Raw genomic sequence first — 24,485 nt, 5'->3', positions numbered from 1 at the left:
GCGCCTGACCGCCCAAGCGCCCGACCGCGACAACACGGTTGGGGCGCCTCCCCGTTCGCAAGATGTTCGTCAACGGTGGAGGCCGTGTCACTGGGCGGTGGCGACCTTGGGGTTTCGCTGCGTGCCGCGTTGGTGGGGGATGGGCATTTGGCCCAAGCTGCCCGAAAAGCGTCGGCGCACGTCGAGGAAAGCGAGCACCACCATGCAGGGCCATCCGCGCAAGAAGCTGAACGTGAACCGGGCCAGCGTCGTTCACCAGGTGCGGTACGCCGCCCGGCATCCGGAGCGGGTGGTGCCCTATCTGCGGCGCACCGCGCGGGACCTGTGGCTGCGGGCCAAGCACCGGGACCATGTGTCGTACTACCGGGCCGTGATGGCCTCGGACGCCGGCCGGAACCCGGAGGCGGCGGTGGGCAGCCAGAGCCACGAGCGGTGGCTGGCGTTGGGGCTGATGCAGTTCGACTACCTGAAGCAGCACGGACTGGCCCCGGAACACCGGATGTTGGACATCGGGTGCGGCAACCTGCGGGCGGGCTGGCGGTTCATCGACTACCTGGACCCCGGGCACTACTACGGCATCGACATCTCGCCGGACATCCTGGTCAGCGCGAAGCGGACGCTGGTGACCTACGACCTCCAGCCGAAGCTGCCGTACCTCACCATCAGCGGGGACCTGACGTTCGACTTCCTGCCGGACGGGCACTTCGACGTGGTGCACGCGCACAGCGTCTTCTCGCACTCGCCGATCGAGGTGATCGACGAGGCGCTCAGCCATGTGGGGCGCATCCTGACGCCGGGCGGGTTCTTCGACTTCACCTTCGACCGGACGGAGGGGCGCGAACACCACGTGCTGCACGAGGACTTCTACTACCGGACCGAGACGCTGGTGTCGCTGGCGGAACGGCGCGGGCTGAAGGCGCAGTTCATGGAGGACTGGGAGCGGCTGCCGCACGGGCAGTCCAAGATCCGGGTGACGACCGGGGGGTGAGGCCCGGGCGCGGGTCGTCCTCGTTCAGTCGCTGGCGCTCGGCGGTCCTGTGACGACGAGGGTGAGGCGGGTGCCGGGCGGGAAGTCGCCGCGTTCGGCGCGGTGGTGGAGGCAGGCGAGGGCCTTGGCGACATAGCGGCGTTCCAGGCGGATGCCGTGGTCGCGTTCGAAACGGTCGGTGAGCGCGGCGAGTTCGGGGGGTATGCGGCCGTAGCCGCCGCCGTGGTGGTCGTGGTCGATCTCCCAGCGGGGGAACGTCGCGCCGCTCCAGCCGGCCCGGTGCAGTGCGGTGACCCGTGACTCCAGATAGCCCCGTCCGCCTCTGAGCACCGCGACGCCGAGGGCGCGGGCGCCGGGCGGCAGGGCGGCGGCGATGCCGGCGAGGGTGCCGCCGCTGCCGACGGGGCAGCAGACGACGTCGCGCGCGTCGAGGCCGTTCGGCCCGTCCGGGCCGTTCGGTGCGGTCTGCGTGGTCTGCGTGGTCTGCGTGGTCTGCGCGGCGAGTTCGGCGACGGTGGCGGCGGCGCCGCGCGCGGCGAGGGCGTTGGAGCCGCCCTCGGGCAACAGGTAGAAGGGGCCGAAGCGTTCGGCGAGGCGGCGGCGGGTGGCCGGCGCGTCCAGCGCGTCGAGGGTCGCGCGGTACTCGGCGCGGCTGACGAAGACCAGCTCCATGCCGTCGCGTTCGGCGGCGGCGAGGGCCGGGTTGCGGGGGCGGTCGGCGAGTTCGTCGCCGCGCACCAGGCCGACGCTGGCCAGCCCGGCGGCGCGGGCGGCGGCGGCCGTGGCGGTGAGGTGGTGGGAGTAGGCGCCGCCGAAGGTCAGCAGCCGGTGGTGGCCGGCGGCGTGGGCGGCGCGCAGGTTGGGCAGCAGCTTGCGCCACTTGTTGCCGGGGACCTCGGGGTGGATCAGGTCGTCGCGCTTCAGGCGCAGGGTGACGCCGGCGCGCGCGAGCGTCGGATCGGCGACCGGCCGCAGCGGTGAGGGGAGCGTGGCGCTCGACGACAACCTTCCCAACATCTGCACAAGTGTACGAAGCGCGGACGGGAATCCGAGGCCGGAGACCGGGTAGGAGCGACGCGAGTGGTATCGCCCACCGAATCGCCCCCACCGATACGGAAGGCCACCGAAGGCATGACCAGACGATGGCAGTTCAGATGCCCGGGCCCCCACCCCCAGTGCCGTGGCTGCGGCGGTCAGCGGGTGGACGTCAGGGAGACGTTCTATCTCGGCAACAACGGTGAGGCCGAGGGTGTCGTCGCCCCGCACCGCTGTTGGCACTGCAAGGGCAGGGGCTACACCTGCCAGTCCACCACCGCCTGCGCCCCGCCGCACGGCTGAGCCCGTCAGACCGAGCCGCACGGCCGGCGTCGCCGCGCCCCCGGTCCCCCGCCGTCGAGGGGGCCGGGGGCGCGTCGCGCTACGGGGCGGGTGCGCCGGCGCGCGCTGGGGTGTGAACGGGCGCGGGCGGGGAACTCGGCGCGGGCAGATGATCCAGCACGAGGGTGCCGCACCCGGCACCCGCGAGGTTCCCGCACGAGCGATGCGGCCAGGGCGCTGGCGCTGGCCGCCCGGGTGGCAGCGATGACGAGTCCCTTGGGTCCTGACGACTTCGGCCGCGATCCGCTGGGGGAGTATCTGGCGCGGCTCTTCGGCGGCGCCGGCGCCGCGCCGGGCGGTGCCGGCGGGGGCGCGCGGGGGGAGCGCGGCTACCGCGACTTCCTGCGGCTGATGAGCGAGCCTGCCTGGCAGCTGGTCTCGGGCGCCGCCTCCTACGCGGCGCAGCACGGCAGCGACGACCTGGACACCGAGCACCTGCTGCGGGCCGCGCTCACCACCGAGCCGACCCGTTCCATGGTGGCCAGGTCGGGCGCGGACCCGGACGCGTTGGCGGAGGAGATCGACAGCCACGCCGGCGAGGGGCCGACCCGTTCCTCGATCTCGGTGAGCCCGGCGGCCAAGCGCGCGCTGATGGACGCGCACCGGGTGGCGCTGGCCTCGGGGGCGCGCTATATCGGGCCCGAGCACCTGCTGTTGGCGCTGGCCGCCAACAAGGACTCGGCGGCGGGGCGCACGCTGGGCTCGGTCCGGTTCGACCCGGCGGCCTCCGCGCCGCCGCCCCCGCCGCCCGCCGGCGCGGGGGCCGGCGCGGGCGCCCAGCCGGGCGCTGGGGCGCGCGCTCCGGGCGGGCCGGGCGGCGGACGGGGCGCGGGACGGGCGTCGAACCTGGACCGCTACGGCCGGGACCTGACCGCGCTGGCGCGGGACGGCGAGATCGACCCGGTGATCGGCCGGGAGAGCGAGATCGAGCAGACCATCGAGGTGCTGGCCCGCCGGGGCAAGAACAACCCGGTGCTGATCGGCGAGGCCGGCGTCGGCAAGACGGCGGTGGTCGAGGGCCTGGCGCAGCGGATGGCCGAGGGCGACGTGCCGGACGTGCTGCTGGGGCGGCGGGTGATCCAGCTCAACTTCTCGGCGCTGGTGGCCGGAACGCGCTGCCGGGGCGACTTCGAGGAGCGGCTGACCGGGCTGATCGACGAGATCCGCGCCCGGTCGGACGAGGTGATCGTGTTCATCGACGAGCTGCACACCGTGGTGGGCGCCGGCGGCGGGGGCGGCGATGGCGGCGGCGCGATGGACGCGGGGAACATCCTCAAACCGTCGCTGGCCAGGGGCGAGTTGCATGTCATCGGCGCCACCACGCTGGAGGAGCACCGGCGTTACATCGAGAAGGACGCGGCGCTGGCCCGCCGGTTCCAGCCGATCCTGGTGCCCGAGCCGACCACGGACGACGCGGTGACGATCCTGCGCGGGCTGCGGGACCGCTACGAGGCGCACCACCAGGTGCGGTACAGCGACGAGGCGCTGCTGGCCGCCGTCCAGCTCTCGGACCGCTATCTCACCGACCGGTTCCTGCCGGACAAGGCGATCGACCTGATCGACCAGGCGGGCGCGCGGGTGCGGATGAGCGCGTCCACGACCAGCGGCGACGTGCGGGCGCTCCAGCGCGAGCAGGAGCAGGCGCAGCGCGACAAGGACCAGGCGGTGGCCGCCGAGGACTACGAGCGGGCCAGCGAACTCCGCGACCGGCTGACCGAGTTGGAGCGCCGGATCGAGGAGGCCGGCCGGCGAGGCCCGGACCGCGAGCGGATCGCCGAGGTCACCGTGGACGACATCGCCGACGTGGTGTCGCGGGCCACCGGCATCCCGGTGAGCAGCCTCACCCAGGAGGAACGGGAGCGGCTGCTGGGCCTGGAGAACCGGCTGCGGGAGCGGGTGATCGGCCAGGACGAGGCGGTCGCGGCCGTCGCGGACGCGGTGCTGCGCTCGCGGGCCGGGCTGTCCAGCGGCGACCGGCCGATCGGCAGCTTCCTGTTCCTGGGGCCGACGGGCGTCGGCAAGACCGAGCTGGCCAGAACCCTCGCCGAGGCGCTGTTCGGCAGCGACGAGCGGATGGTGCGGCTCGACATGAGCGAGTACCAGGAGCGGCACACCGTCAGCCGGCTGGTGGGCGCCCCGCCCGGCTATGTGGGGCACGAGGAGGCGGGCCAGCTGACGGAGACGGTGCGCCGCGACCCGTACTCGCTGCTGCTGCTCGACGAGGTGGAGAAGGCGCACCCGGACGTCTTCAACATCCTGCTCCAGGTGCTGGACGACGGGCGGCTGACCGACGCGCAGGGCCGGCGGGTCAACTTCACCAACACGGTGATCGTGATGACCAGCAACCTGGGCTCCGAGGCGATCAGCGCGCGCGGCCCCCGGGCCGGCTTCGGGCGGGGGGCGGACGGAGGCGAGGAGGAGCGCAGGGAACGCGTCCTGCGCCCCCTGCGGGAGCACTTCCGGCCGGAGTTCCTGAACCGGATCGACGAGATCGTGATCTTCCGCCAGCTGGACAGCGAGCAGCTGCGGCAGGTCACCGACCTGATGCTCAACGAGACCCGGCACCAGCTGCACGCCCAGGACGTGGCCGTGACGTTCACGCCGGCGGCCGTGGACTGGCTGGCGGAGCGCGGCTACCAGCCGGAGTACGGCGCCCGGCCACTGCGCCGCACCATCCAACGCGAGGTGACCAACGAGCTGTCGCGGCGGCTGCTGCGCGGCGAGCTGACGCCGCACACGGCGCTGACGGTGGACGTCGCCGACGGGCGGCTGGACTTCCGCGCGACGGCGTCGGCGGACGCCGGGGGTTAGGGACCGGGAGGAGGAGCCGCCGGGCCGCCCCGCCGTTCGACGCGGGGCGGCCCGAGGCCGTTCGCTCCGCCCGCGCGCTTCCGGGACGCACCGCTAGATCCGATCTGGCGGTGCGTCTCGCGCCTTCGGGGTGAGGACGGAACGGCGACGGGGAGGCGAGCGACGGTGGCAGGTTCCGAGGAGGGGACGACCGAGCCGCTGCGGCTGGCGGTGCTGCTGGGCAGCACCCGCGAGGGGCGGATGGGCGCGGCCGTGGGGGAGTGGTTCCTGGGGCGCGCGCGGGGGCGGGAGGATCTGCGGGTCGAGCTGGTGGACCTCGTGGACTACGCCTTTCCCGCGCGCTTCCCCGAGGAGCCCACCGACGAGATGTGCCGCTTCGCCGGCGCGATCGAAAGGGCCGAGGGCTTCGCCGTGGTCACCCCCGAGTACAACTGGGGCTACCCGGCCTCCCTCAAGCAGGCCGTGGACTACGCCTACGACGAGTGGCACGCCAAGCCGGTGGGGTTCGTCTCCTACGGGCACGGCGCCTGCGGCCAACTCGCCGCCGCCGGGCTGCGGTTGGTCTTCAACGAGCTGCGCTCGGTGACCGTGCGCAACTGCGTGGCCGTGGACCTGACCGGGCCGCTCGGCGGCCCGGCGCTGGAGCGCGCGGCGGAGGCGCTGCTGGACGAGCTGGTCTGGTGGGGCCTGGCGCTGCGCGAGGCCAAGGCGCGGCGCCCCTACGTGGGATGAGCGGCCGCCCCTACGTGGGCCAGCGGCGCAGGTCGGGGGCCGGTGTCAGACCCTGCCCCTATGCTGACCGCCCCACACCCGCATATCGAAAGAATTTGCGACCGGAGCGATGAGTTCTCCCCGTGGCCCCGGTCTACCGCACATCGAACGGCCGGCAGGCACGGCCGGAAGACACGAGCGTCACCCCTGAAAGGACCGGAATGAGTGAGCGCAAGGGCGAGTTGGCGATCGAGACATCGGGACTCGTCAAGACATTCGGTGAGCTGCGCGCCGTGGACGGCGTCGACCTGGCCGTTCCGGCGGGCACCGTCTACGGCGTGCTGGGGCCCAACGGCGCCGGCAAGACCACCGCCGTGAAGATGCTGGCGACGCTGCTGCGCCCGGACGGCGGCGAGGCGAGGGTCTTCGGGCACGACGTGGTGCGGGAGGCGGACGCGGTCCGCTCCCGGGTGAGCCTCACGGGGCAGTACGCCTCGGTCGACGAGGACCTCACCGGCGCGGAGAACCTGATCCTGCTGGCCCGGCTGCTGGGCCACCGCAAGGCTGCGGCCAGGGAGCGCGCGGCGGCGCTGCTGGACGCGTTCGGGCTGACGGCCGCCGCCGACAAGCAGGTGAAGAACTACTCGGGCGGGATGCGGCGCCGCGTGGACATCGCCGCCAGCATCCTCAACACGCCGGACCTGCTCTTCCTGGACGAGCCGACCACCGGCCTCGACCCCCGTTCCCGCAACCAGGTGTGGGACATCGTGCGCGCCGTGGTCGCCCAGGGCACCACCGTGCTGCTGACGACGCAGTACCTGGACGAGGCCGACCAGTTGGCCGGCCGGATCGCGGTGATCGACACGGGCAAGGTCATCGCCGAGGGCACCCCGGGGCAGCTGAAGTCCTCGATCGGCTCGGGCTCCGTGCGGGTCCGGCTGCGCGAGGCCGACCAGCGGGAGGCGGCCCGCAAGCTGCTGGCCGAGCGGCTGGGCACCGAGGTGCTGCTGGACGCGGACCCGGTCTCGCTCTCCGCCCGGCTGCTGGTCAGGGACGGCGAGAACGGCCCGGCCGAGCGCGCCTCGCTGGCGCTGGGCGAGCTGGCGGCCGCCGGGATCGTGGTGGACGACTTCGCGCTGGGCCAGCCCAGCCTCGACGAGGTCTTCCTCGCCCTCACCGGCAAGCCGACCCAGCCCGAGCGGAAGGCCGGCGAGGCCGCCGCCCCCACCGCCGAGCCCACCTCAGGAAGCCCCCTGGACGGCACCTCGACCATCGACCCGCAGCGGTCCGACGAACAGAAGGAGAGCGTGGCATGAGCACCGCTACGGAGACCACCACCACCGGCGCCGAGCAGGCGCCGCCCGAGGCGGCGGACGGCTTCGAGCCGGACCGCGCCACCCTCGCCGCCGTCCTGGCCCCCGGCCAACGGCCGCCACGCCCCAGCCCGTTGGCCGCCTCGGCGGCCTTCGGCTGGCGGGCGATGCTGAAGATCAAGCACGTGCCCGAGCAGCTCTTCGACGTCACGGTCTTCCCGATCATGATGACGCTGATGTTCACCTACCTCTTCGGCGGTGCGCTGGCGGGCTCGACGAGCGAGTACCTCCAGTTCCTGCTGCCGGGGATCATGGTGATGAGCGTCGTGATGACCACGATGTACACCGGCGTCGCCGTCAACACGGACATCGCCAAGGGCGTCTTCGACCGCTTCCGGACGCTGCCGGTGTGGCGGCCCTCGGCGATGGTCGGGTACCTGCTGGGCGACATGTTCCGCTACAGCATGGCCTCGGTCGTCATCCTGCTGCTGGGCCTGGCCCTGGGCTACCGCCCGGACGGCGGGCCGGTCGGCGTGGTGCTGGCGATCCTGCTGCTGGTCGGCTTCTCGTTCGCGTTCTCGTGGGTGTGGACGATGTTCGGGCTGCTGCTGCGCTCGGAGAAGTCCGTGATGGGCGTCAGCATGATGGTGCTGTTCCCGGCCACCTTCCTGAGCAACATCATGGTCTCCCCCGACACCATGCCCGGCTGGCTCCAGGCGTTCGTCGACGTCAACCCGGTGACCCGGGTGGTGGCCGCCGTGCGCGGGCTGATGGACGGGAACGTCGAGGGCAGCGAGCTGGCCTGGGTCTTCGTCGCCTCGGCCCTGCTGATCGCGGTCTTCGGCACCCTGACGATGCGGCTGTACAACCGCAAGTAGGGGCCGTTGACCCGGGGTTGGCGCGTGCCCCGGGCCCCGGCCGGCTCTCGGGCCGGGGCACCGCCGGGGCTCGGGGCGCCGCCGGCCCGCGAGTCACCGCCGGCGTCACAGCCGCCAGGCGACCATCCGTTGCGGGTGGTAGCCGCAGGTGGCGCCGGTGGTGACGGCGGCCCTCAGGTGCTCGGCCAGCTCGGGGTGGTGCTCGTCGAGCCGCCGCAGGGTGTCCCTGATCCGGGCGGTGACGGTCTTCCGCGCCCGCTCGGCCTCGTCGCCCAGCCGCCTGGCCCGCCCGCCCAGGCCGGCCGCCGCACGCAACTCCGCGAGCAGCGCGGCCCGTTCCTCGTCCAGCCGGGCGGCGGCCGCGTCGTCGCCGCGCGCGTCGGCGCGGTCGATCTCCGCGTCGAGGTCGGTCAGCCGCCGGCGGTAGGCGGCCCGCGCGGTGTCGTCCAGCACCGGGTCGCCGCCCAGCGAGCGGGCCGCGACCAGCTCGCCGCCGCCCGCCGGGTCGAGCAGCCGGGTCGCCGGCACGTCCGCGCCGGGCCTGGCCAGCAGCTCGTGCAGGTCCCGCAGCCCCTTCGCCTGCGGCAGCCGCACCGTGCGGCCGGCGAACCGCAGCGTCCAGACCGTGCCGTCGAAGCGGAACTCGGCCTCCTCGCCCGCCCGTTGCCCCAGCCGGGGCCGGCCCTCGCGGATCGCCCGCACCCGCTCGCCGACCGGCTGCCCCAGGCCCAGCCGCTCGGCCTCGTCCACCACCAGCCGCAGCAGCCCCTCGGCCTCCTCCCCCGCGTCCGGCTCGCCCGAGGCCAACACCGCCTCGGCCCACCGCAGCCGCGCCTCGACAGCCCAGGGCGCGGCCCGCATCCGGTCGGCGGAGAGCGCGGCGGCGGCGAACCGTTCCACGGCCGCCGCCCAGTTCCCCAGCCCGGCCTCCACCTCGCCCAGCCACAGCGCGAACGGCCCGCTGACGTCGAAGCCGTGGAAGGACACCGCCCACTGGTCGGCGAACGGCGCCAACGCCTCGCGCGCCGCCCGGCAGCGCTCCGGATCACCCAGCGCCGCCGCACCCTGCGCCTGGAGGCGCAGCCACAGGGCCCGGACATAGCGCGGATAGCGCTCCCCTTCGCCGGCGGTGCCCAACGCCCGGCAGACCGCGTCGAGGTCGCCCCGGTGGACGGCGGTGATGCCCTCCAGCAGCTCCGGATACTGGTAGCCGACCTCCGGCATCCTGGTCAGCAGCTCGTCCACCTCGGCGAGCCGGCCCTGGAGCAGCAGCCGCGACCAGCTCAGCTGGAGCATGTACCGGTGGAACCAGCGGTCCCGCCGCTCCTGCCGCACCAGCGTGGCGGCCTCGGCCTGGAGCCGTTCCGACTCGGCGAACGCGCCGCGCAGCGAGGCGATCACCGAACGGTCGATGAGCGAGGACAGCTCGAAGCGCGGCCGGTCCTGGCGGGCGGTCACCGCCGTGAACTCCCGCAGCTGCTTCAGGTAGTCCGGATCGCCCAGCTCCAGCAGCGCCACCCAGCGCAGCGACATGCCCACGTGTTCCAGTTCGGAGTCCCCGACGCGGCGGGCGACGGCCGTCATCTCCTCGGTGAGTACGGCGCGTTCGGCCGCCGAGCCCGGGCCCCAGATCGCGTCGTGCCGCGCCGTGAGGCCGAAGGCCAGCGCGTCGTCGTCCTGGCCGCGCCGGCCCAACACGGCGAGCCGCACGCTGAGTTCCCTGGCCAGCCGGTCCAGCGCGGCCGGGTCGGCTGGCGGGTCGAGCGGGCGGTCGTCCTCGTCGGGCAGCAGCCCCCGGTGGGCGCTGGCGAGCAGTTCGGCGAACGTGTCGCGCAGCCGTGCGCGGCGGCCGACGCGCGAGGTGTGCAGGGTCAGCGCGACCCGCGCGGAGAGCATCGGGTCGGCCAGCTCGCGCGCCTCCTTCAGCGCCTGGTCGACGTAGGGCCAGGCGGCCGTCCAGTCGTCGCGCCAGGCGAACTCCTCGCCCAACTCCAGGCCCAGCAGCACCCGGCGGTGCGGGTCGGCGCGCGCGGCCAGCGCGTGGGCGCGCGTCAGATGGCCGCGCGCCTCGTCGAACGCCAGCCGGGTGGTGGCGTCGGCGGCCGCGGCGCGGAGCAGCGCGAGGGCGTGCGCCGGCTCGACCTCGTCGCCGGCGAGGTGTGCGTGGCGCGCGAGGTCGGCGGGCACCACCCGGTCGGCGAGCGCCGGCTGTTGGTCGAGCGCCCGCACCACGGCGGCGTGTCGGCGGCGCGCCTCGGCCTCGTCCAGCTCGGCGTAGAGCGTCTCCCGCACCAGGTCGTGCGCGAAGGCGAACCGGCCGGAGCCGCGCTGGACCACCAGGCGCGCGGTGACGGCCTGTTCCAGCAGCCGGTCGGCGCGGGCCGGCGGCGTCGCGAGGCTGGCGGCCAGCACCTGCCGGTGGAACTCCCGCCCCAACACGGCGGCGTGCCGCAGCAGTTCCCCGACGGCGCGCGGCAGCACGGCCACCCGCCGGCGCACCACGTCGCGCACGCCGGGCGGCACGGCGCTGACCGCGCCACCGGCGTGCCAGAGCCGGGCGGTCTGCTCGACGAAGAACGGGTTGCCGCCGGTCCGCCGATGCACCTCGGCCACCAGCTCAGGCTCGGCCGCGCGGCCCACCGTGCGCTCGATCAGGTCCCCGACCTGGGCCTCGTCCAGGCCGCCGAGCGAGACCATGGTCGCCCTGGCCAGCAGCGGCATCATGGCGTCGCGCACCGGGTGCGCCCCACCGTCCTCGCCGCCCAGCTCCACCTCGGAGTCCCGGTAGGTGCCGACCAGCAACACCCGCTCGAACCACGTGTGTTGGGCGGCGAAGCGGAGCAGCCGCAGCGAGGCCGGGTCGGCCCAGTGCAGGTCGTCGATGACCACCATCAGCGGGCGGCGCTGGGAGGCGGTGACCAGCGCGGTGGTCACGGCGTCGAAGAGCGCGAAGCCGTCGCGCGCCGGGTCGTCCTCCTCGCGGTCGGGGAGGGGGTCGGGTACGGGGCCCGTGGTCCCTGGGGGCTCGGTGGGCTCGGCGCCGGGGGCGACGGTCGAGGGGTCGGCCTCGGCGAGGAGCGCGCCCAGCGCGTGCGCGGAGGCGCGTTCCAACTCCTCCCACTCCCCCGGGTCGAGCTGCCGCCGCAGCATCCGGAGGACCTGCACCCAGGGCCAGTGCCCGGGGGCGTTGTCCGCGTCCCAGCAGGCGCCGCCCACCACCAGCAGGCCCTGCTTGCCGGCCTCCCGCGCGGCGCCCGTGACCAGCGCGGTCTTGCCGATGCCCGCCTCGCCCGCGATCAGCACGAGGCCGCCGTGGCTGTTCACGGTCCTGGCGATCTCCGCGCCCAGCAGCCCTGAGGAGTGCTCCCGACCGATCAGCTGATCGAACACGTGTGCCTTCCGTTGTGTCCCGTGCTGTATGAGGATGACACAATGCCGCCTTTCACTCCTCGGATGATCGCCGATGCCCATGTTGAGACGCTTGCCGACCTCGACCCGGCGGTCGGTTCCGCGCTCGGCATCCGGCCCGGGGCCTCCGCACTGCCGGACTACTCGCCCTCCGGGCTTGAGGCGATAGCGGAGGCCCGGCGCGCGGCGCTGCGCGAGCTGGACCGCGCGGAACGGGCGCCCGGCGCGGAGGCGCATGGCGCGGGCGCCGGCGCGGGTTCGGGCGCAAGCGCCCCGGAAGGCGCGGGCGCTCCTGCCGGCACGGGCGCCGGCGAACTCCCGGACGTGGAGCGGCGGGCGGCCCGGCTGCTGCGCGAACGGCTCACCGCCGAGCTGGCCGCCCACGAGGCCGGCGAGGGCCTGCGGCAGGTGCGCAACCTGTTCAACCCCGTGCTCCACCTGCGGTCGATGCTGCTCCAGGCGCCCAAAGAAACCCCGGACGACTGGGCCGTGGTGGCCGCCCAGCTGCGCAACACGCCCCGCGCGCTGGCCGGTTACACCGAGAGCCTGGACGCGGGCATCGCGCGCGGGCTGCTGGCCGCGCCCCGACAGGCCGGGGCCATGGCCGGGCTGCTGGGCGAGATGCTGGCCGCCGACTGGTACCGGACGCTGGTCGCGCAGGGCCCCGACGAACTCCGCGACGAACTGGACCGCGCCGCCGACGAGGCCGCCGCGTCCCTGGACCGGCTGCGCCGCTACCTCACCGACACCTACCTCCCGGCCGCCGACGGCACCCCCGACGGCGTGGGCCGCGACCGTTACCTGGTGGGCGCGCGCCTCTGGACCGGCGCCGCCCTCGACGTGGACGACGCCCACGCCTACGGCTGGTCCGAGTTCCACCGGCTCTCCGAGGAGATGCGGGCGGTGGCGCGGCAGGTGCTGCCCGGGGAGTCGACGCTGACCGTGACGCGCCACCTGGAGGAACACGGCGAGGCCGTGGAAGGGGTCGAGGAGATCCGGGTCTGGCTCCAGGAGTTGATGGACCGGGCGACAGCGGAGCTGGACGGCGTCCACTTCGACCTGGCCGAGCCGGTGCGCCGCGTCGAGTCGATGATCGCCCCGCCGGGCAGCGCGGCCGCCCCCTACTACACGCGCCCGACGCTGGACTTCAGGCGCCCCGGCCGCACCTGGCTGCCGACCCGAGGCGCCACCCGCTTCCCCACCTGGCAGCTGGTCTCGATCTGGTACCACGAGGGCGTTCCCGGCCACCATCTGCAACTGGCGCAGTGGGTGCACGTCGCCGAACGGCTCTCCCGGTACCAGGTCAGCCTCGGCTCGGTCAGCGCCACCACCGAGGGCTGGGCGCTCTACGCGGAGCGGCTGATGGACGAGTTGGGCCACCTCGCGGACCCGGCGCACCGGCTCGGCTATCTCTCGGCCCAGATGATGCGCGCGGTGCGGGTGATCGTGGACATCGGGATGCACCTGGGGCTGCGGATACCGGCGGGCGAGGAGTTCCACCCGGGGGAACGCTGGACGCCGGAGCTGGCAACGGAGTTCTTCCGGCTGCACACCGGGTTCGACGCGGCGTTCACCGACTCGGAGATCGTCCGCTATCTGGGCCTGCCCGGGCAGGCCATCAGCTACAAGCTGGGCGAACGCGCCTGGCTCGCCGGCCGCGAGGCGGCCCGCCGCCGGGCGGATCGGGAGGGCCGCGCCTTCGACGCGAAGGCGTGGCACATGGCGGCGCTGTCGATGGGCTCGCTCGGACTGGACGACCTGGAGCGGGAGTTGGCCCGGCTTTGACATCCTCGCCGCCCTGAGGGACGGCGATTCCCGCCTATCGCGCCGTTGAGGGCTGCGGTGTCGGGTGGGTTCCTGTTTCGCTGCGCGGTGCCGGGACGAGTCCCGGTCTTACCTGCGCTCCACAGGCTGGCACGGCCAGTCCGGCCGCTTTGGCGACGTTGACCGCCGCGTTGATGTCCCGGTCCAGGACCGTCCCGCAGGCCCCGCAGGTCCATACGCGGACGCTGAGGGGCTTGGGGCCGTCCTTGACGCCGCAGCGTGAGCACACCTGGGAGGTCGGTTCGAAGCGGCCGATCTTCACGAAGGTGCGCCCGTACCGTGCGGCTTTGTACTCCAGCATGGTGACGAACGCCGACCATCCGGCGTCGTGGACGGACTTGGCCAGGCGCGTGCGGGCGAGTCCTTTCACCGCCAGGTCCTCCACGGCGACCGCTTGGTTCTCGCGGATCAGCCTGGTGGAGAGCTGGTGGTGGAACTCGCGGCGTGCGTCGGTCACCTTCGCGTGAGCGCGGGCGACCTTCAGCCGGGCCTTGTTCCGGTTGCGGGAGCCCTTCTCCTTGCGGGAAAGGTTCCGCTGTGCCTTCTTCAGGCGCTTCTCGGCCCGGCGCAGGAAGCGCGGGCTGTCGACCTTCGTCCCGTCGGAGAGGACCGCGAAGTGCCCGAGCCCGAGATCGATGCCCAGCTCGGGCACGACCTTGGGAAGGACTTCCTCTGGACCGGTTTCGACGACGAAGCTCGCGAAGTACCTGCACGCGCTGTCCTTGACCACCGTCACGGTCGAGGGCAGGGAGGGCAGCGTTCGCGACCACTTCACCTTGATGTCGCCGATCTTCGGCAGGCGCAGCTTCCTGCCGGTCGTGATCGACCAGCGGGCGTTCGCGGTGAACCGGACCGACTGCCGCGTGTCCTTGCGGGACTTGTACCGGGGTGTGCCCATGCGGGGGCGCTTGCCCTTGAGCCCGTCGAAGAAGTTCCGGTACGCGGTGTCCACGTCGCGCAGAGACTGCTGGAGGACGACCGCCGATACCTCGCCGAGCCACGCCCGCTCGGGCCTCCGCTTGGCCTCGGTGATCAGCGACTTCGACAGGTCACCGGTCTTCGGGAACGGCAGGCCTTCACTACGGGCGGTCTCCCGAGCGCGGAGCGCGTCGTTGTAGACCACCCGCGCGCACCCGAACGCCCGCGCCAACGCGCTGCGCTGACCGGCGCTCGGATACAGGCGGAAGCTGTACCGAAGCTGCACGAGGATCACGATACGCAGCTGGTTCATGGGTATCGACGAGAACATTCGAACAGGTCGCCACTGTGTCTTCCCCATGCATGTCCACTTGGTTTTCGTGACGAAGTACCGGCACTCCGTCTTCGCCGACCGGCACCTGACGCGGTGTGAGGAGATCATGCGCGCCGTGTGCGAGGACTTCGAGGCCGAACTGGTCGAGTTCAACGGCGAGACCAACCACGTCCACCTCCTCGTGAACTACCCGCCCAAGGTCGCCGTGTCCAGGCTGGTGAACTCCCTCAAAGGCGTGTCCTCGCGCCGCCTCCGCCAGGAGTTCCCCGACCTCGTGCCCCACTACTGGCGAGCACAACGACTCTGGTCCGGCTCGTACTTCGCCGGTTCCGTCGACGGCGCACCGCCCAGCATCCTGAAGCAGTACATCGAGCACCAGAACCGGCCGCTCCGACCTGAGCTGAGGTGAACAGTGCGAATCCATGCACACAGCAGAGATCAGAGCAACCCTCAGATTCGCTTCACCACCGGGCTGAAGCCCGGCACACTGCGAACGGTCCCGGTAGCGACCCCGTGTCCGGACCGGTCAGTCCGCCGGACGGTGCCCCCGGGGCGCCCGCCGCGCCTCGGCGAGCGCCGCCCAGGCGTCCGCCACCGGGCCGACGTGCCCGAGCTTGTCGGGGTTGTTGACCGCACGGATCGTCTGGACCCGCCCGTCGAGCACGTCGAGGACCCAGGTGCTGAGGACCTGGCCCCGCCGGTCGCGGAGGATCGCGCCCGGCTGGCCGTTCACCTGGCGCGCCTCCACCACGCCGGCCCCCCGGACGACCAGCGGGACGAACGCCGCCAGCACCCGGGCCACGTTCCCCGCGCCCTGGATGACCGGCGCGAACCGGGGGGCCCGGCCGCCGCTGTCGCCGACCATCGTCACGTCGGCGGCGAGCAGTTCGGCCAGCCCCTCGACGTTCCCCTCCCGGAACGCGTCGAAGAACCGGTCGGCGAGCCGCTCGCGTTCCTCCCGGTCGGCCGCGAACCGGGCCCGGCCGGCCGCCATGTGGCGGCGGGCCCGCACCGCCAGCTGGTGGCACGCCGCCTCCGACCGGCCGACGACCGACGCGATCTCCGGGAAGCGGAAGGCGAACACCTCGCGCAGCACGAAGACCGCGCGCTCCAGCGGGGTCAGCCGCTCCAGCAGGAGCAGGGCCGCCATCGACAGCGAGTCCGCCAACTCGGCCGACCGCGCCGGGTCCTGGTACGGGTCGGTCAGCAGCGGCTCGGGCAGCCACGGGCCGGCGTACTCCTCCCGCCGGACCCGGGCCGAGCGCAGCACGTCGATCGAGATCCGGGTGACCACCGTCGACAGGAACACCTTCGCCGACTCGGGCCGGGTGGCGCTGGTCTGGTACCGCAGCCAGGTCTCCTGGACCGCGTCCTCGGCCTCGCTCACGCTGCCCAGCAGCCGGTAGGCGATCGAGAACAGCAGCGGCCGCAGCTCCTCGAACTCCTCGGCCCGCGTCACCAGGGCACCGGCCCTTCCGCGTCGAAGAACCCGGCGGTCGGCCCGTCCGGGCCGAGCGTGGCCAGCCGCACCACGACGGCCGCGCCCTCGGCGACCGTGAGAAGCCCGGTGTGGTTGTTGCTGTCCGTGGCGACAAAGCCGGGCGCGACCGCGTTGACGAGAACGCCGTCCCCGCGCAGCTCGTTGGCGTACTGCACGGTCAGCGCGTTGAGCGCGCTCTTGGACGGCGAGTAGGCGGCCGACGGAATCAGCGCCGCGAGGGGGCTCGCCGGATCGCTGGTGAGCGTCAACGACGCGGCGTGACTGCTGACGTTGACGACGCGGGGCGCCGGCGACCGGCGCAGCAGCGGCAGCAGGGCGTTGGTCACCGCGATCACCCCGAGGACGTTGGTGTCGAACACCGCGCGCACCATGTCCGGTTCGACGGAGCTGGGGATCTGGTCGTGGGCCTGGTCGGGCGAGACCCGGCCGGAGCCGGTGATGCCGGCGTTGTTGACCAGCACGTCGAGGCGGCCGAACCGCTCCGCCACCCGTTGCGCGGCCGCCTCGACGGTGGCCCGGTCGGTGACGTCCAGGGTGAGCGCGTGCGCGTCGCCGCCGGCCGCCCGCACCTCGGCGGCGGCCTCCTCGCCGCGCCGGGCGTCCCTGGCGCCGAGCAGCACGGTCATGCCCAGCGCGGCGAGCTGTTCGGCGACGCCGCGCCCGATGCCCTTGTTCGCGCCGGTGACCAGCGCGATCTTCCGCTGTGTGCTGTCCTCGCTCATGGCCGGCTCCCTGCGCTCGTGGTGGGTCCCGCTCCTCGGAACCCGTCGTCAAGACCTGAGACGAGCCAGCCCGCCCGTTTCTGACATCCGGCCGTTCCCCCACCTCTGGCGCCGCCCGAACGCCCGGGCGTTCGGCCCCGGCGCGCGGTCAGGCGAGGTGGGCGCGGACGGCCGTCAGCCAGGGGCCCGGCTGGTCGACATGGGCCATGTGTCCGGCCTCGTCGAGGATCGCGGCGCGGGCCGTGGGGATGCGGGCGGCCGCCTCCCTGGCCAGCTCCGCCGGGAAGACCATGTCCTGCCGGCCGTGCAGCAGCAGCGTCGGCAGGCCGAGCGCCGCCAGGCGGTCGGCGGCGCGCTCCGGCAGCGCCGGCGGCAGCGTGCCGGCGCGGAACGGGCCCAGCCACTCGGCGGTGAAGCGGACCCGCGCCAGCCGCGCCCGGTACTCGGCCAGCGCCGCCGCCCGCCACACGTTGGCCGGCGCCCCGGCGAACGCCGCCGAGCGGGTCAACTCCGGCCCGTCCAGCGTCGGATCGGCCCAGACCCGCGCCTCGGCGGCGCGGCGCTCGGCCCGCTCGGGCCAGCCGTCGAACGCGTCGCCCGGCACCGGCAGCACCGTGCTGGACGCGATCACCAGCCGCCGCACCCGCTCCGGCGCGGCCAGCGCCAGCCGCTGGGCGAGCAGCCCGCCGTAGGAGAAGCCCAGCACGTCCACCGGGCCGTCCCCGAGCGAGCCGAGCAGCGCCAGCAGGTCGCCGACGGCGGCGTCCGGCGTGTACGCCCCGGGCGGCAGCCCGCCCGGGGAGCGGCCACAGCCGCGCAGGTCGGGCCAGAGCACCCGGACCTCGCCGGCCAACTCCCGCAGCGGGTCGAGGAGATAGCTGTGGTCCCAGTCCGGGCCGCCGTGGATCACCAGCAGGGTCCGTTCGGCCGGCCCGGCCGCGCGCGTCACATGCAGCTCGACCGGCCTCACCCCCGGGCGGCCGCGCCGGCGCCGCCGGACCCACCGGAGGCGCCGGAGCCGCCGGACCCCCTCACCTGGAGGTGGGCGAGGAGATGGGCGGTGGCCGCCGTCACGTCCTCGACGGCCTGGTCGAAGACGGCGCGGTTGTGCGCGGCCGGGGCGCGGAAGCCGGACACCTTGCGGACGTACTGGAGGGCGGCGGCGCGGATGTCCTCGTCGGTGACATCGGGCGTGGCCGGGGGACGGAGGGTCTTGATGCTGCGGCACATGGGTCCAGTGTGGACCCGACCACTGACAACGCCGCCGAACCGTGCCCCGGGACCGACCGCGCCGGGGCGCTGAGCGCGATAGTCCACACGTCCCCCGTCATCGTCCACAGCGGTCGCCCTAGCATCGAGGCGTTGCCAGGCCGCGCGGCACGGTTTCTCCCGTTTGACCCCCCACATACGGACGGAGAGTCTCATGCGCAGGACGAGCGCACGATTCAAGCTGGCCAGTGCTGTCGCGGTGACCGCCGCCGTGACGACGGTCGCCGGCCTCACCGCCGCCACCGGCTCCGCCTCGGAGCCGGCCGAGGTCGCCCCGCTGGCGGTCGGCACGCCGACCGGCTTCGGCGCCGGGACCACCGGCGGCGCGGGCGGCGAGACCGTCTCGGTCTCCTCGGCCGACGAGCTGATCGAGGCCGCCAACAGCGACGGGCCGCTCCAGATCGAGGTCAACGGCACCATCGACGTGGACGAGATGGTTCGGGTCTCCTCCGACAAGTCGATCGTGGGCGCCGGTTCGGGCGCCACGATCCAGGGCGGCGGCCTCAACATCAGCGAGGCCGACAACGTCATCGTGCAGAACCTGGTGTTCGCCGACTCCAACGACGACGGCATCAACGTGCAGTACAGCACCAACGTCTGGATCGACCACAACGACTTCACCAACCCCAACGACGGCGCGCTGGACATCAAGCGGGCCTCGACGGACATCACGGTCTCGTGGAACCACACCTACGACTCCGACAAGAACATGCTGTTGGGGCACTCCGACGACAACGGCTCCGAGGACGTCGGCAAGTTGAACGTCACCTACCACCACAACTGGTTCGACGGGGTCAACCAGCGCAACCCGCGCGTCCGCTTCGGCGACCCGGTGCACGTCTACAACAACTACTACAACGACATCGGCAGCTACGGCGTCGCCTCGACCGAGGACGCCGGGGTGCTGGTGGAGGCCAACTACTTCGAGAACACCGAGGACCCCTTCCACCTCGGCGAGGCGTCCTCGGGCCCGGGCTCGATCGTGGCCAGGGACAACCACTTCGTGAACTCGGGTGAGGGCGAGGCCGGCGGTTCGGTGGCCGGCATCCCCTACAGCTACTCGCCCGACGCGGCCGCCGACGTCAAGTCCATCGTGACCGGCGGCGCCGGGGTCGGCCAGCTGTAACCGGGCTCCCGGTTCTCGCCGACCGGGCCGGCGTCAGTGCTCCCGCCGCGAGGGCGGGGGTGTGACGCCGGCCTTGTCGGCGTGCCCGGGCGGCGCTATCGTCCTCGCCACCTCGGCGGCGCCGCCGGGGGCACCGCAGCGCGCCGTGCGGCGCGCGGTCAGGCGTTGCCGAGGAGCGAGGCTGTCGCGATGGTGGAACGCGGGCTCGGGGTGTCGCCGCCGGTCAGGCCACCGGACGGAGCGTCGATCACGTTGCCGAACGCTTCGCCGGTCGTGGCGCCGGACGCGTCGCCTGCCGGGTCGCCAGCCGGGTCGCGGGCGGAACCGCCCGCCGAGCGGCGGCCGTTGCTCGGGCTGGTGACGGCCAACATCCATCTGGGCGTGGGCGCCACCCTTTGGTCCGGGGTGCGGCGCGCGGCGGAGGCGCACGGCGCCAGCCTGGTCGCGCTGCCCGGCGACGCGGTGCGCGTCGAGGGCGCCCCGCGCAACGCGCTCTACGAACTCCTGCCCACCGCCGGGCTCGACGGGGTCATCTGCTGGACCTCGACGCTGGGCCTGCCGGCGGCCGGCGACCGCGCGGCCCGGCTGGTGCGGGAGCTTTCGGGGCTGCCGGTGGTGAGCCTCAACCGGGCGCTGGAGGACCACGAGACGCTGTTACTTGACAGCCATGCCGGGATGCGGAAGGCCGTCGGCCATCTGGTGACCGACCACGGGCGGCGTCGACTGGCGTGCATCCGGGGCCCGTTGACCAATCCGGTTGCCCTGGACCGGGCCCGCGCCTACACCGAGGCGCTGCGCCGGCACCGGCTGCCGCAGGACCGTTCGTTGACCGCCGCCTCGTTGGACTACGCGGCCGGCGCCGGCGCGGCGGCGATGCGGGTGCTGATCGATGTGCGCGGGCTGCGCCCGGGGCGGGACTTCGACGCGGTGGTGGCGTGCAGCGACGCGCTGGCCGCCGACGCGCTGCGGTTCCTGACCGAACGCGGGGTGCGGGTGCCGGAGGACGTGGCGTTGATCAGCTTCAACGACTCGGTGGAGGCGCGGGTCAGCGATCCGCCGCTGACCTCGGTGGCGCTGCCGTTCGGCGAGTTGGGGGCGCTGGCCGTGGAGACGCTGCTGGCCAGGCTGCGCGGCACGGCGCCGCCGGCGCGGCGGGTGGTGTCGGGAACGTTGATCGTGCGCGGCTCCTGCGGCTGCCACTCGCCGCTGGTCGAGCAGGTGGTGGGGCACGGGGCCGAGCGCGGAGCCGAGCGCGGCGGGGAACGGGAGCCCGAACCGGCCGGCGCGCGGGGGCCGTTGCCGCCGGCCACGGTGCCGGCGCCGCCGACCGCCCCGCTCGCCCCCTTGGACGCCGGGCTGCTCGCGGCGCTGCCGGCCGGGCCAGGGGAGACGGGCGTCGACTTCCTGCGGCGGCTGGAGCGCGCGCTGGCCACCGGGGTGCGGAGCTTCGACGACGCGGTGGCCTGGGACCGGGCGCTGCTGGGCCTGCGGGCCAGGGGTGGCGCCGACCCGGCGCGGCTGGAGCGGCTGGTCGGCCAGGCGCGGCTGCTGGTGGCGGACAAGTCGCGGCGGCTGCTGGAGTACGAGCGCTGGACCGAGGAGCAACGAGCCCGGCGGCTGCGGGCGTTGGCGACCACGCTGACCACGGTGACCGACACGGCCGGGCTGCGGCGGGCGTTGGAACGGCATCTGCCGGGGCTCGGGGTGCCGGGCTACCGGCTAGCGCTGCGCGAGCCGGCGGCCCCCGCGCCCCCGCCGCTGGCCGAGATGCTGCCGGAGCGGGGCCGGTTCACGGCCGTGGTGGAGCCGCTGCACATCGGCGACGAGCAGCTGGGGTACGCGGTGTTCGAGGCCGACCCGGGCGGGGAGCCGCACGGCGGCGGCGCCGGCGCGCTCTACCGGGCGCTCGGCGACCAGATCAGCGCGGCGCTCAAGGGCGTGCGCCTGTTCACCGAGGTGCGCGGGGCGCGCGACGCGGCGGAGCGGGCCAGCCGGTTCAAGACCCGGCTGCTGGACAACGCGACGGACGAGCTGCGCAGCCCGGTCGAGGCGATCCTGCGGCACACCACCGAGGGCGAGCCGGCGCACGAGCACGCCCACCGGCTGCTGCGGCTGATCGACGACCTGCTGGACCTGTCGCGCTCCGAGATCGACGCGCTTGACCTGTCGCGGCAACTGCTGGACCCGCTGCGGACGTTGACTGAAACGTTTCGACTCGCCGGCGGTTCGCCCGAGCACCTGCGGCTGCCGCCCCGGCTCCCGGTGGTGCGGGCCGACGAGAGCCGGCTGACGCAGATCGTGCTCAACCTGCTGGTCGCGGCCGGCGGCCCCGGGCTCACGCTGACGGCGGAGGCCGGACCCCGGCAACTCGACGTGCGGGTGGACCGGCCGGGGCTGACCGTGGAGGAGGGCGAGGAGGAGCGCCTCTTCCAACCGTTCGCCAGCGGGGCGCGCGGCACCCGGCTCGGGCTGGCCATCGCGCGCCGGCTCGCGGTGTTGCACGGCGGCTCGGTGACCGTGGACCGCGTGCGCGGGCGCGCGGGCTTCCGGCTCACGCTCCCCCTACCCACGCCGGCGGACGCGCCGGGGCAGCCGGCGGCCGGGAACGAGCTGCTGGTGCTGGCGGCGGACGGCGAACAACCGCCGCCCGAGGCCGCCGCGTTGGCCGGCCGCCACCGGCTGCGGCTGCGCCTGCCTGGCCCTGACGAGGAGCTGGCCGCGCTGCTGGGCCCGCCCGGGCCGGCCGCCGTGGCCTGGGACGCCGAGGCGCCCGGCGCCGCCCGGCGGTGGGCGACGGCCCGCCGGCTGCTCGACCACCCCGCGCTGCGCCACACGCCGTTCCTGCTCTACGGCCCGCTCGCCGGGGACGACCTGCACCAGGCGCTGCACGCGCTGCGGCCCTCCGAGCTGGCCAAGTCGGTGCTGGTGGTGGACGGTTCGGCCGAGCGCAGGGAACGCGCCCGCGCGCTGCTCACCGAGGCGCTGCCCGGCCGGCCGGTGCGGGCGGCGGCCGACGGCACCAGCGCGCTGGCGCTGCTGGCCGACGAGGCGCCGGGGCTGCTGGTGGTGGACCGGGCGCTGCCCGACATGGCCGGCCTGGATGTGGTCGAACGGGTGCCGGGCGTCCCGGCGTTACTGCTGAGCGACCGGGGCTTCACCGTCGCCGACGCGCGCCGCGCCGAGCCGCACCCGGCGCTGCTGCTGCTCGGCCGCGAGATCCTGACCGAGGCGGAGACGGCGCGGCTGCTCGCGCTGATGCTGGAGCGCGACGACCCGGCCGCGCAGCGCGCGGTGGCGCCGGTCCGCTATGCGCTGGCGTATCTGGAGCAGCACTACCGCCACCGCTTCTCGCGCTGGCAGGTGGCCCAGGCGGCCGGGGTCAGCGAGGACCACCTGGGGCGGCTCTTCCACCGCGAACTGGGCCTGACGCTCTGGGAGTACCTCACCCGGCTGCGCATCCAGCGCGCGAAGGAACGGTTGGCCAGCAGCGACGACAGCGTGCAGACGGTGGCCAGGGCGGTGGGCTTCCACGACCGGGCGTACTTCAGCCGGGTCTTCCGCCGGCTGACCGGGGTCGCCCCGCACGCGTACCGCGACGCGGGGTGAACGGCGACGGGGGGTGGTGGGTTGGCGCGGTGGCGGGGTTGAACATCTTGTTCACTTCGAACTGTTGACAATGAATGGTTGCGGCGCGCAGGGTGGGCACCATGAGCGATCCCTTCACCCCGCCCGACGCGGCGGCCGCCGCCGCGCAGCGGGCCTATGCCGCGCTGTTCCGCATCGCCGAGCGCCATGCCGCCTCCCCCGAGCAACGCGCGCGGGGCGCGCACCCCTCGGTGCTCGCGCCCCACGAGGCGGTGCGGCTGGTGGCGTTCCTGCTGAGCGGCGCGGCCGAACGCGCGGACGGCGAACCGGAGGTGGACCGCGCCGACATCACGGCGGCGCTCAGCCTGGTGCCGCGCGCCCGGGCGGAGTTCGACGAACTGGAACGCGGGCTGTTGGAGATGGCCAGGGGACGCGGCCTGACCTGGCAGGAGATCGCGTTCGGCCTGGGCCTGGCCACGCCCCAGGCGGCCCGCCAACGCCACGCCCGCCTCAGCGAACGCGTCCCCGACGCGGGGGCGGACGCGCCCGGGGGCGCGTCCTGAGGAACGGGGGCGCCCGCGCCCTTGAGGGCGCGGGCGCCGACACGTGCGGCCGCCGGCCGGCCGGCCGTTCAAGGGACGGCGGGCGTTCAACGGGCCGGCTGGCGCCGGGCGTTCATGGCGATGCCGGGCGCCTTGGGCTGGGTGGCCTCGCGTCCGTGTCAGCGGAACGGTCCCCGGCTGGGTGGGGTGGGGTGTGGGATCGGCGGGACGCGGCAGCGGAGTCGTCAGTGCCCTGACGGGCCGGCTGGCGCCGGGCGTGCACGGTGGTGCCGAATGCCTGGCGCTGGGTGGTCTTGCGTCCGTGTCGGCGGAACGGTCCCCGGCCGGGTGGGGCGGCGGTTGGGTCGGTGCGGCAGCGGGGTCGTCAGCGCCTCAACGGACCGGCGGACGCCGGCCGTTCATGGCAACGCCGCGCGCCTCGCGCGGCGGACTCGCGCGGAACGCACCCTGGCACGCCGGCCCAGCGGTTCGGCCACCACCTCAACGGGCCGGCCCACGGGTCAACGGGCCGGCCGACGCCGCTGTTCACGGCAATGCCCGACGCCCCGCGCGGCGCCGCCGCGCCCTGGTCAACGGGACGGCGGGCACCAGCCGTTCACGCCCTGACCCTTACGCCCCCGTGCACCCCGTGCGGCCGACCACGCCCCGGTCAACGGGACGGTTGGCGCCAGGCGTGCGCCACCAACGCCTCAACGGAGACCGGCGGACGCCGGCCGTTCATGGCAACGCCGCGCGCCTCGCGCGGCGGACTCGCGTGGAACGCACCCTGGCACGCCGGCCCAACGGTTCGGCCGCCACCTCAACGCCACGGCCGACGAGTCAACGGGCCGGCGGGCGCTGCCGTTCACGGCAATGTCAGACGCCAGGCTCAGCCAACCCAGCCCCCGGTCAGCGGACGGGCCCGCGTCAGCCGTGCCCCGCGCGGCGAACCGGCACAGAACGACCGGCCGGGGAGTTCACCCCTCGTCTCGCACGTCCGGCGCGGCGGGCCCGCCGCGCCGATCCCACGCCCCGGTCAGCGGACGGGCCTGCGTCAGCCGTGCCCCGCGCGGCGAACCGGCACAGAACGACCGGCCGGGGAGTTCACCCCTCGTCTCGCACGTCCGGCGCGGCGGGCCCGCCGCGCCGATCCCACGCCCCGGTCAGCGGACGGGCCT

At 74.3% G+C, this 24,485-nt stretch carries 19 protein-coding genes; 11 read left to right on the top strand and 8 right to left on the bottom strand.

Annotation, left to right across the window (positions count from 1 at the left end; genetic code table 11):
- Window positions 1-202: 202 nt before the first annotated feature.
- Window positions 203-988, top strand: a complete 786-nt coding sequence (locus FH609_RS21000; protein WP_139669954.1) for a class I SAM-dependent methyltransferase — start codon at window positions 203-205, stop codon at window positions 986-988.
- Window positions 989-1,012: 24 nt separating this feature from the next.
- Here FH609_RS21000 and FH609_RS20995 read toward each other — a convergent pair whose 3' ends face one another.
- The gene (locus FH609_RS20995) at window positions 1,013-2,005 is read right to left on the bottom strand and encodes a 1-aminocyclopropane-1-carboxylate deaminase/D-cysteine desulfhydrase (protein ID WP_139669951.1); all 993 of its coding nucleotides are present in this window, start codon (window positions 2,003-2,005) and stop codon (window positions 1,013-1,015) included.
- Window positions 2,006-2,188: 183 nt separating this feature from the next.
- Here FH609_RS20995 and FH609_RS31200 point away from each other — a divergent pair, with 183 nt between their 5' ends.
- The 5 genes from FH609_RS31200 (at window position 2,189) to FH609_RS20975 (ending at window position 8,078) form a co-directional block, all read left to right on the top strand.
- Window positions 2,189-2,326 (top strand): hypothetical protein, encoded by a 138-nt coding sequence (locus FH609_RS31200; RefSeq protein WP_193317973.1) that lies wholly within the window; start codon window positions 2,189-2,191, stop codon window positions 2,324-2,326.
- Window positions 2,327-2,569: 243 nt separating this feature from the next.
- Window positions 2,570-5,176 (top strand): ATP-dependent Clp protease ATP-binding subunit, encoded by a 2,607-nt coding sequence (locus FH609_RS20990; protein WP_193317972.1) that lies wholly within the window; start codon window positions 2,570-2,572, stop codon window positions 5,174-5,176.
- 165 nt (window positions 5,177-5,341) lie between these two features.
- On the top strand, window positions 5,342-5,908 hold the full coding sequence (locus FH609_RS20985) for an NADPH-dependent FMN reductase (RefSeq protein WP_226961853.1): 567 nt from the start codon (window positions 5,342-5,344) through the stop codon (window positions 5,906-5,908).
- A 200-nt stretch (window positions 5,909-6,108) separates the two neighbouring features.
- Window positions 6,109-7,203, top strand: a complete 1,095-nt coding sequence (locus tag FH609_RS20980; protein WP_139669949.1) for an ATP-binding cassette domain-containing protein — start codon at window positions 6,109-6,111, stop codon at window positions 7,201-7,203.
- Window positions 7,200-8,078 carry an ABC transporter permease gene (locus tag FH609_RS20975; RefSeq protein ID WP_139669947.1) on the top strand — a complete coding sequence of 293 codons (879 nt, stop codon included), beginning with the start codon at window positions 7,200-7,202 and terminating at the stop codon, window positions 8,076-8,078. The genes FH609_RS20980 and FH609_RS20975 overlap by 4 nt, the downstream gene beginning before the upstream one ends.
- Window positions 8,079-8,183: 105 nt before the next feature.
- Here the strand turns inward: FH609_RS20975 and FH609_RS20970 are convergent, their stop codons facing one another.
- On the bottom strand, window positions 8,184-11,468 hold the full coding sequence (locus FH609_RS20970; protein WP_226961852.1) for an ATP-binding protein: 3,285 nt from the start codon (window positions 11,466-11,468) through the stop codon (window positions 8,184-8,186).
- Window positions 11,469-11,531: 63 nt separating this feature from the next.
- Between FH609_RS20970 and FH609_RS20965 the strand changes: the two genes are divergently transcribed.
- The gene (locus FH609_RS20965) at window positions 11,532-13,271 is read left to right on the top strand and encodes a DUF885 domain-containing protein (protein WP_226961851.1); all 1,740 of its coding nucleotides are present in this window, start codon (window positions 11,532-11,534) and stop codon (window positions 13,269-13,271) included.
- A gap of 34 nt (window positions 13,272-13,305) precedes the next feature.
- Here the strand turns inward: FH609_RS20965 and FH609_RS20960 are convergent, their stop codons facing one another.
- A complete protein-coding gene (locus FH609_RS20960) occupies window positions 13,306-14,514 on the bottom strand; it encodes an RNA-guided endonuclease InsQ/TnpB family protein (RefSeq protein ID WP_139670286.1) in 1,209 nt (402 codons plus the stop codon).
- A gap of 25 nt (window positions 14,515-14,539) precedes the next feature.
- Between FH609_RS20960 and tnpA the strand changes: the two genes are divergently transcribed.
- Window positions 14,540-14,971: an IS200/IS605 family transposase gene (gene tnpA / locus FH609_RS20955; RefSeq protein WP_139669940.1), complete on the top strand. Its 432-nt coding sequence runs from the start codon at window positions 14,540-14,542 to the stop codon at window positions 14,969-14,971.
- A gap of 117 nt (window positions 14,972-15,088) precedes the next feature.
- Here the strand turns inward: tnpA and FH609_RS20950 are convergent, their stop codons facing one another.
- The 4 genes from FH609_RS20950 to FH609_RS20935 form a co-directional block, all read right to left on the bottom strand.
- Window positions 15,089-16,021 (bottom strand): RNA polymerase sigma-70 factor, encoded by a 933-nt coding sequence (locus FH609_RS20950; RefSeq protein WP_139669938.1) that lies wholly within the window; start codon window positions 16,019-16,021, stop codon window positions 15,089-15,091.
- Window positions 16,018-16,785, bottom strand: coding sequence for an SDR family NAD(P)-dependent oxidoreductase (locus FH609_RS20945; protein WP_139669936.1), 768 nt, complete (start codon window positions 16,783-16,785; stop codon window positions 16,018-16,020). Before FH609_RS20945 ends, FH609_RS20950 begins: the two co-directional genes overlap by 4 nt.
- Before the next feature lie 148 nt (window positions 16,786-16,933).
- On the bottom strand, window positions 16,934-17,734 hold the full coding sequence (locus FH609_RS20940; RefSeq protein ID WP_226961850.1) for an alpha/beta fold hydrolase: 801 nt from the start codon (window positions 17,732-17,734) through the stop codon (window positions 16,934-16,936).
- Between the two features lie 17 nt (window positions 17,735-17,751).
- On the bottom strand, window positions 17,752-18,015 hold the full coding sequence (locus FH609_RS20935; protein WP_139669932.1) for a DUF2277 domain-containing protein: 264 nt from the start codon (window positions 18,013-18,015) through the stop codon (window positions 17,752-17,754).
- Window positions 18,016-18,208: 193 nt separating this feature from the next.
- Between FH609_RS20935 and FH609_RS20930 the strand changes: the two genes are divergently transcribed.
- On the top strand, window positions 18,209-19,180 hold the full coding sequence (locus FH609_RS20930; protein ID WP_139669929.1) for a polysaccharide lyase family 1 protein: 972 nt from the start codon (window positions 18,209-18,211) through the stop codon (window positions 19,178-19,180).
- A 158-nt stretch (window positions 19,181-19,338) separates the two neighbouring features.
- On the opposite strand, the gene FH609_RS31195 is transcribed toward FH609_RS20930, so the two are convergent.
- A complete protein-coding gene (locus FH609_RS31195) occupies window positions 19,339-19,548 on the bottom strand; it encodes a hypothetical protein (protein ID WP_193318158.1) in 210 nt (69 codons plus the stop codon).
- On the opposite strand from FH609_RS31195, the gene FH609_RS20925 reads away from it, so the two are divergent.
- A complete protein-coding gene (locus FH609_RS20925; RefSeq protein ID WP_193318157.1) occupies window positions 19,538-22,786 on the top strand; it encodes a substrate-binding domain-containing protein in 3,249 nt (1,082 codons plus the stop codon). The genes FH609_RS31195 and FH609_RS20925 overlap by 11 nt on opposite strands.
- 101 nt (window positions 22,787-22,887) lie before the next feature.
- Window positions 22,888-23,328, top strand: coding sequence for a DNA-binding protein (locus tag FH609_RS20920; protein ID WP_139669925.1), 441 nt, complete (start codon window positions 22,888-22,890; stop codon window positions 23,326-23,328).
- Window positions 23,329-24,485 lie beyond the last annotated feature (1,157 nt).

The sequence above is a fragment of the Streptomyces sp. 3MP-14 genome (genome assembly GCF_006334905.2).
GTDB classification, from domain to species: Bacteria; Actinomycetota; Actinomycetes; order Streptomycetales; family Streptomycetaceae; genus Streptomyces; species Streptomyces triticirhizae.
Note: the sequence above shows the minus strand (reverse complement) of the source record. Positions and strands in the feature narration are given on the sequence as shown.

What these genes read in the sequence shown, in the direction of transcription:
- FH609_RS21000 (WP_139669954.1), top strand. Translation starts at nt 203, where the DNA reads ATGCAGGGCCATCCGCGCAAGAAGCTGAACGTGAACCGGGCCAGCGTC.
- FH609_RS20995 (WP_139669951.1), bottom strand. Translation starts at nt 2,005, where the DNA reads ATGTTGGGAAGGTTGTCGTCGAGCGCCACGCTCCCCTCACCGCTGCGG.
- FH609_RS20990 (WP_193317972.1), top strand. Translation starts at nt 2,570, where the DNA reads ATGACGAGTCCCTTGGGTCCTGACGACTTCGGCCGCGATCCGCTGGGG.
- FH609_RS20980 (WP_139669949.1), top strand. Translation starts at nt 6,109, where the DNA reads ATGAGTGAGCGCAAGGGCGAGTTGGCGATCGAGACATCGGGACTCGTC.
- FH609_RS20975 (WP_139669947.1), top strand. Translation starts at nt 7,200, where the DNA reads ATGAGCACCGCTACGGAGACCACCACCACCGGCGCCGAGCAGGCGCCG.
- FH609_RS20965 (WP_226961851.1), top strand. Translation starts at nt 11,532, where the DNA reads ATGATCGCCGATGCCCATGTTGAGACGCTTGCCGACCTCGACCCGGCG.
- tnpA (WP_139669940.1), top strand. Translation starts at nt 14,540, where the DNA reads ATGGGTATCGACGAGAACATTCGAACAGGTCGCCACTGTGTCTTCCCC.
- FH609_RS20945 (WP_139669936.1), bottom strand. Translation starts at nt 16,785, where the DNA reads ATGAGCGAGGACAGCACACAGCGGAAGATCGCGCTGGTCACCGGCGCG.
- FH609_RS20935 (WP_139669932.1), bottom strand. Translation starts at nt 18,015, where the DNA reads ATGTGCCGCAGCATCAAGACCCTCCGTCCCCCGGCCACGCCCGATGTC.
- FH609_RS20930 (WP_139669929.1), top strand. Translation starts at nt 18,209, where the DNA reads ATGCGCAGGACGAGCGCACGATTCAAGCTGGCCAGTGCTGTCGCGGTG.
- FH609_RS20920 (WP_139669925.1), top strand. Translation starts at nt 22,888, where the DNA reads ATGAGCGATCCCTTCACCCCGCCCGACGCGGCGGCCGCCGCCGCGCAG.